Source organism: Mesorhizobium sp. M7A.F.Ca.CA.002.05.1.1, assembly GCF_003998335.1.
Lineage (GTDB): Bacteria > Pseudomonadota > Alphaproteobacteria > Rhizobiales > Rhizobiaceae > Mesorhizobium.
Genome location: NZ_RZQI01000249.1, coordinates 1 through 7,083, shown reverse-complemented (window position 1 = coordinate 7,083; position 7,083 = coordinate 1). Strand labels below are relative to the sequence as shown.

Below are 7,083 nucleotides of genomic sequence, written 5' to 3'. Positions count from 1 at the left end.
CCCGCCGATAGCGGCTGCGCGCTGGTTTACCGGCTCGTGCTTGGCTTTCCGCCCTCCAGCCTCTATGTTGCGACCGCAGATCGCGCAATTGGTTTTGAAATGCCTCCCGATATACCAGCTAGTGACTTGAAAAAATAAGGAAAAGCGCTTGGCGACAGCCAAGTCTGTTTTCCTAAAACTCACAAGCTATTTTTGTCAGGGACAGTGCAGCCGGTCAGGTTGCGGCACCTTCGAAAACCAGAGGTCATAAATTGAGCGATGCAATTGCGGACGTTTTGAACTGGCTTGACAGCAGGACCGACATCCAGAGCCTGAGAGCCGCGGTGTGCGACCTCAACGGCATCATGCGCGGCAAGCGCATTCCCGTCGAGCAGGCAAGAAAGGCGCTGGAAGGCAAGCTGCGCATGCCTTTTTCGCTGATCGGGCTCGACGTCTGGGGCGAGGACATCGAAGGCAACACACTGGTATTCTCGACCGGCGATGCCGACGGACTGTGCCAGTGGACGGGGCGCGGCATTCTGCCGGTGGCCTGGACGGCGCATCCGACAGCGCTTGTCCCGCTCTGGCTGGCCGACGAAAGCGGCGCGCCCTATCTCGGCGACCCGCGACGGGCGCTGGCCCGCATCCTCGATCGCTACAAGGCCTTGGGCCTGACCCCGGTCGCGGCAACGGAACTCGAATTCTACCTCGTCGATCCGCAGTCGCAGCGGCCGGTCGGACCGGTCTCGCCGGTGACCGGACGCCGTCTCGATTCCGACGCGGCGCTGTCGATCGACGAGATCGACGACTTCGAATCCTTCATCCATGACGTCTACGAGGCCTGCCGGACGCAAGGCATTCCCGTCGACACGGCCATCGCCGAAAACGGCGTCGGTCAGTTCGAAATCAATCTGAACCATGTCGCGGACGCCTTGCGGGCGGCTGACGATGCGGTGCTGTTCAAGCGCACGGTGAAGGGCATTGCCCGCAAGCACGGCTTTGCCGCCTGCTTCATGGCTAAGCCCTATGGCGACCGCGCAGGCAACGGCTTTCACGTTCATTTCAGCCTGATCGACGGCGAAGGGCGCAACGTCTTCGATGACGGCACCGACCAGGGTTCTGAGACCATGCGCCATGCGGTCGGCGGCCTGCTTGCGGCAATGGCCGAAAGCACGCTGGTGTTTGCGCCGCACTTCAACTCCTACCGCAGGCTGCGCCCGAGATCCTATGCGCCGACCGCAGTCGCCTGGGGTTATGAGAACCGTATGGTGGCGATCCGCATTCCCGGCGGGCCAACCGGTGCGCGCCGCATCGAGCATCGCGTTTCGGGAGCCGACGCCAATCCCTATCTGGTGCTAGCGGCCATATTGGGCGCCGCACTGACGGGCATTGAAAGACAAATATCGCCAGGGGATCCGATCGGCACCGACGGCCAGGGACTCCCGCCGGCAAAGCTGCCGCCGGACTGGGCATCCGCGATCGCCGCCTTCGAGAGCGGGACGCATGTGGCGGAGATTTTTCCAGCCATCCTGCGCGACTCCTTCGTTGCCTGCAAACGCCAGGAATTGAACACGTTCGCGCTCAATGTCAGCGATTTCGAAATCGAGACATACCTCGAAAGTGTTTGAGGCCTGACGGCCCCAGCGGTATTGGTTCCGGCCGATTTTCGAGCAGCCGCAAAGCACTTGCGGTGGGGTCGCTAACCGGGCATAAACATGATGGTTTTTATCATGTTATGGTTGGGATCACAGGACTTGACCTTCGTTGCGCGCATGGAAAGCCGGATTGAGGGCTTTTCAGTCATTGGCGATCTGAAATGGCATGTCTGGGACGGCGTGGTCGCCGACCTCTGGGATGTCTCATGCGGTGACAAGGCCGAAGGCTATTACGTCTCTCCCGACCCCCGGCTGTTCGTCGCGCTCGATGTGGATGGCGACGGCGCTTTCTTCGTCGAAGGCGCCAAGGGCGAATTGCGCCGCCACGACCAGGCTTTTTCCATGGCCTACATACCGGCCGGCGTGCCGATCCGCGGCCGGGTCGAGGGGCTACGGCGGATCCGGCATCTCGACCTGCATTTCGACGCCGCAGCGCTGACGCGCCGCTTCGGCCGCAGCCTTGACCACGAGGCCTTGCGGATGTCGCGCTTCCAGTTTCGCGACGACCGGATCGCCATGCTTGCCGGCATGATCGCCGCCGAATGCGGCAACGACCGGCCTCTGCATGATCTCTATGGCGAGGGCTTGCTCAATGCCTTGTTCGCAAGCCTGTTCCAGATAGACCAGCCTGATACCGCCAGGCGACGGTCGCCGCTCTCGCGCCGCAAGCTGCGCCTCGTCACCGACTACATCGACGCGCATTGCCTGGACAGGATCCGGCTTGCCGATCTCGCCGCGCTGACCGGCCTGTCCGAAACCGCGATGAGTCATGCCTTCAAGGCGGCGACGGGCGTGCCGCCGCATCGTTGGCAGATGCAAGCGCGGGTCGACAGGGCCAAGGCGATGATGGCGCGTGACGCCGCTTCACTTGGCGACATCGCCGAGGCAACGGGTTTTTTCGACCAGGCGCACCTGACGCGTGTGTTCAAGTCGATTGTCGGCGTGACACCCGGCGCCTGGATGAGGAGCACCAGTCGCCAGTGACATTTCCGCAACATCACACCGTGATGTCCCTCGTTTGGACAAGAATGGACAAACTGCCCAATTCCGTCCAATGACCTGCAGATAAGTTGAGATAAATCATCAAGTATCTCAATGTCGACAGGCGGGGACTTTCCTGATGAGCAGAACTTACCGGATGAAGGCGCTTCTGGCGGCCAGCGTCGCCGCAGCCGCGATGATCCCGCCAATGGCCGCGTTCGCGCAGTCGGTGCAAACCAGCACCCAGCTTGAACCGGTGGTGGTCGAGGGCGAGGCCGGCGACGGCGCGGCCGGACCGGTTAAAGGCGTCGTCGCCAAAAAAAGCAGGACCGGCTCCAAGACGGCGACCGACATCAAGGACATCCCGCAATCCGTGTCGGTGGTCGGCCGTCAAGAGATCGACGACCAGGGCGCACAGAAGGCCGACGAAGCCTTGCGCTACACGGCCGGCGTCTTCGCGCAGCCCTTCGGCCCCGACAGCGACACCAACTGGCTGTACATCCGTGGTTTCCAGGCGACGGCCACCGGCACCTACATGGATGGGCTGCAGCTGTTCAGCTACGGCTTCGGCGGCTTTTATGTCGACAGCTTCGGGTTGGAGCGCATCGAGGTGCTGAAGGGACCGGCCTCCGTACTCTACGGCGGCAGTAATCCCGGTGGCCTGGTCAACTATGTCAGCAAGCGGCCGGACTTCGAACGCACGCGCTATGTCGAGACCGGCGTCAACGACGCAGGCAATGTCTATCTCGGCTTCGACATTGGCGACGTGGCCAAGGATGGCGCGGTCAGCTACCGGATGACGGGCAAGGTCGCCGGCGGCGATACCTACAGCGACCTGCAAAATGGCTGGCGCGGCTTCATCTCGCCAAGTATTACGTGGAAGCCGGACGAAGCAACCACGCTGACCATCCTGGCCAATTACAGCCACATCGACGAAAACCACAATGGCGGCAGCTTCCTGCCCTATAGCGGGACGGTGACGGACCACATTGTGGACGGCGTGAATTATGGCCGCATCGACCCGGATGCGAATTTCACCGAGCCGAGCGTCGATCTCTACAAGCGGGAACAGGGCTCGATAGGCTACGAGTTCGAACACACATTCGACAATGACTGGACGGTGCGCTCTAACGCCCGCTTCACCGCCGCTGATATCAATGAAGTCAGCGTCTATCCGAATGGCTGGTCAACCATCGGAGGGCCTACCGATCTGGCCCGCATAAATTTCGACCATGACACCACGGCCAAGACCTTCCTGGTAGACAACCAGATCGAAGGCAAGGTGGTGACCGGTCCTGTCGAACATACGATCCTGGCCGGCATAGATTTCAAATATTACAACATCGACCAGGTCCAGTCGTCTGGCCTCTACGACGAAAACTATGACAACCCGATCGACGCCTTCCATCCAGTATACGGCTCGCCACTGACGCCACGTGTCAGCTACCTCAACCAGGACCTGACGCAGAAGCAGCTCGGCTTCTATGCCCAGGACCAGTTGCGCTTCGGCGATGGCTGGCTGGTGACGCTGAACGGCCGCTACGACCGTGGCTGGCTCGACGCCGACAATCGTCCGACCTACTACAGCAGCAGCTCCAGTTCACAGAGCCAGACTGTCGGAGATTTCTCCGGGCGAGCAGGACTAGCCTACGAATTCGACAACGGCGTTACCCCCTATGCCAGCGTCGCTACCTTCTTCAACCCGATCATCGGCACCGACGCGTTGGGTAATCTGTTCAAGCCGGAGGAAGGCACGCAATACGAAGTTGGCGTGAAATACGTACCGACCTTTGTCGATGGCCTGTTCACCCTGTCGCTGTTTGACCTGACGCGCCAGAACGTCCCTTCCAATGTCACTCTGTTCACGCAGATGCAGACCGGTGAAGTGCGCTCTCGCGGCGTTGAACTCGAAGGCAAGGTGAACGTGACCGACGATTTCCGGGTCACGGGTGCATTCACGGCCTACGACATCGACATCACCAAGGACGCCAACCCGGCGCTCATCGGCAAGACGCCCTTCATCGTGCCCGAAGTCATGGCTTCCGCCTCGGTCGACTATACGTTCCGCAGCGACTGGTATGACGGCATCTCGATCGGCGGCGGCCTGCGTTATGTTGGCTCTTCGTGGGCCGACAATGAGAACACGGCCAAAGTGCCGGCGGTCACGCTGGCCGATCTGAAACTCGGCTACGAGAAGGAGAATTGGGGGATCGATCTCAACATCACCAACCTCTTCGACAAAACCTATGTGTCGAGCTGCCAGACGACGCTGACCTGTTCCTATGGCGAAGGCCGCTCGTTCAAGCTGAAGGCGCATACGACTTGGTAGTCGACTTGGTTACAGCTTGCCAAACAAGCCAGTGATGATCCATCTGCCCAACAGACGGCAGGTGCTTGCGCTGGCGGCCGCGGCATTGCTGCCACCGGTCGCCGCCAGGGCCGCTACACCGCGCGTTGCAGCGATCGACTGGGGCATGCTGGAGACGTTGCTGGCGCTCGGCATCGAGCCGGTGGCGGCGACCGAACTGATCCAGTTTCGCAAGATCGCGGTCGAGCCGGCAGTGCCCCAATCGGTGACCGATCTCGGGCTGCGCGGCGCGCCCAATTACGAGCTGCTGCGCATCGTCGCGCCTGATGTCATCGTGATCTCCAATTTCTACGAATACCAGCGCCCGATGCTCGAACGCATCGCGCCGGTGTTTGCGCAAACGGTCTACGAGGCCGGCGTGCCGCCTTATGTGCTCGCCGAGGCAGCGACACTGGCCCTGGGCGAAAAGCTGGGACGGCAGGCCGAGGCGGAGCGCTATACCGATGAGACCGCTGATGAAATCGCGCGGCTGCGCGGCACCTTGCCGCGCGCTTCCGGGCGTCCGGTCTTCGTCATCAGCCTAGGCGATAGCAGGCATTTTCGCGCCTTTGGCCGCGACTCCATGTTCGGCGATGTGCTGACGCGTCTCGGCCTGGTCAATGCATGGACCGACGAGACGAGCTACAGCGCGGCGGCACCCGTCGGACTGGAGGCGCTGGCGCGCGTGCCCGAGGCGTCGATCCTGATCGTTTCGCCACTGCCGGCGGATGTCGGGCGTTCGCTTCCGACAAATGCCTTGTGGAACGCTCTGCCGGCGGTGCGTCAGAACCGCGTTGCCGTCCTGGAGCCGGTCAACCACTTTGGCTGCCTGCCATCGGCACGCCGCTTCGCGCGTCTGGCGACGGCCGCCCTTGCCGGGCAGGCCCATGGCTGAGCGCACTAAAAGCGATCACGCCGCGACGAGTGCCGCGCTGTTGCCAATCGCCCTGTGGGGCCTCCTCGCGGCTGTGGCAGCGCTCCTGTTCGCATGGCGGGTCGGCATGCAGTGGCCGGCTCCACTGCCGGGCGGCATCGGTCTCGACCGCGTCATCCTGCTCTACAGCACGCTGCCGCGCGGCGCGGTGGCGGTGCTGGCGGGCGCCGTGCTCGGCCTGTCCGGCCTGCTGTTGCAGCATGTGCTGCGCAACCCGCTGGCCGAACCGTCGACGCTTGGCATCTCGGCCGGCGCGCAGCTGGCGATGACGATCGTCTCGCTTTACGCACCGCTGCTGATGGAGCGGTCGCAGGGCCTGGTCGCCTTCGCCGGTGGCATCGCCGCGGTGCTGCTGGTGCTGGCATTGACCTGGCGGCGCGGGCTGGAGCCGGTGTCGGTCATGCTCGCCGGGATGATGGTGGCGCTGACCGCCAGTTCCGTCAGCGCAGCACTGATCCTCGCCAATGGCGATTACCTGTTTTCGCTGTTCATCTGGGGCGGCGGATCGCTGGTCCAGCAGGACTGGGAGCCGACCATCGCGCTGACGGTCAGGCTGGCGGCCGGCGCGGTTGCCGCATTGATGCTGCTGCGGCCGCTGACCATTCTTGGTCTCGACGATGCCTCGGCACGCAGCCTGGGCGTCGCCCGTCACTCAAGCCGCTTTCTCATCATCGCGCTTGCCGTGTGGATGGCGACGTCAGTCGCGGCAGAGGTTGGCGTCATCGGGTTCGTTGGTCTTGCAGCGCCGGCGCTGGCCACGCTTTCGGGCGCCCGCACACTGCGCCAAAAACTGATCACCGCGCCGCTGATCGGCGCCGTGCTGCTGTGGCTGACGGACGGGCTGGTACAGCTGGCCGCCGGTTCCGGTGGCGAACGCATTCCGACCGGCGCCGGCACCGCCCTGCTCGGCGGTCCGCTGCTGCTGTGGCTGTTGCCGCGGCTGCGCCTTCTCGAATGGCCGCATCTCGGCTCCAAGGGGGCAGCACCGCGCAAGGCCAGCCGGCCCCGGCTCATCATCCTGCTTCTGCTTGGGCTGGCGCTTGTCGCTGCCATCGTGGCGCTTGTCGTCGGGCGCGGCCCGGACGGCTGGTCTATTGCTGGGGGAGACCTGTTAACCGATCTCGCCGCGTGGCGCGCGCCGCGGATCGGCGTGGCGGCCGCCGCCGGCGCCCTGCTCGCGGCCGCCG

General features: G+C 63.3%; 5 protein-coding genes. All 5 read left to right on the top strand.

Translation table 11 applies throughout. The features are described 5' to 3' along the window. The first annotated feature begins 251 nt into the window (after positions 1-251). On the top strand, positions 252-1,607 hold the full coding sequence (locus tag EN939_RS14790; protein WP_127268594.1) for a glutamine synthetase family protein: 1,356 nt from the start codon (positions 252-254) through the stop codon (positions 1,605-1,607). 126 nt (positions 1,608-1,733) lie between these two features. Continuing rightward, a complete protein-coding gene (locus EN939_RS14785) occupies positions 1,734-2,618 on the top strand; it encodes a helix-turn-helix domain-containing protein (RefSeq protein WP_164748641.1) in 885 nt (294 codons plus the stop codon). 136 nt (positions 2,619-2,754) lie between these two features. Then, positions 2,755-4,944: a TonB-dependent siderophore receptor gene (locus EN939_RS14780; protein ID WP_236383127.1), complete on the top strand. Its 2,190-nt coding sequence runs from the start codon at positions 2,755-2,757 to the stop codon at positions 4,942-4,944. 34 nt (positions 4,945-4,978) lie between these two features. Further along, the gene (locus EN939_RS14775) at positions 4,979-5,857 is read left to right on the top strand and encodes an ABC transporter substrate-binding protein (RefSeq protein ID WP_127268593.1); all 879 of its coding nucleotides are present in this window, start codon (positions 4,979-4,981) and stop codon (positions 5,855-5,857) included. Next, the coding region (locus tag EN939_RS14770) for an iron chelate uptake ABC transporter family permease subunit (protein ID WP_164750997.1) at positions 5,850-7,083 on the top strand (1,234 nt) is incomplete at its 3' end. The genes EN939_RS14775 and EN939_RS14770, both read left to right, overlap by 8 nt.

Bases quoted from the DNA above. Each gene is read 5' to 3' on its own strand.
- EN939_RS14780 (WP_236383127.1), top strand. From the start codon at position 2,755: ATGAGCAGAACTTACCGGATGAAGGCGCTTCTGGCGGCCAGCGTCGCC.
- EN939_RS14775 (WP_127268593.1), top strand. From the start codon at position 4,979: ATGATCCATCTGCCCAACAGACGGCAGGTGCTTGCGCTGGCGGCCGCG.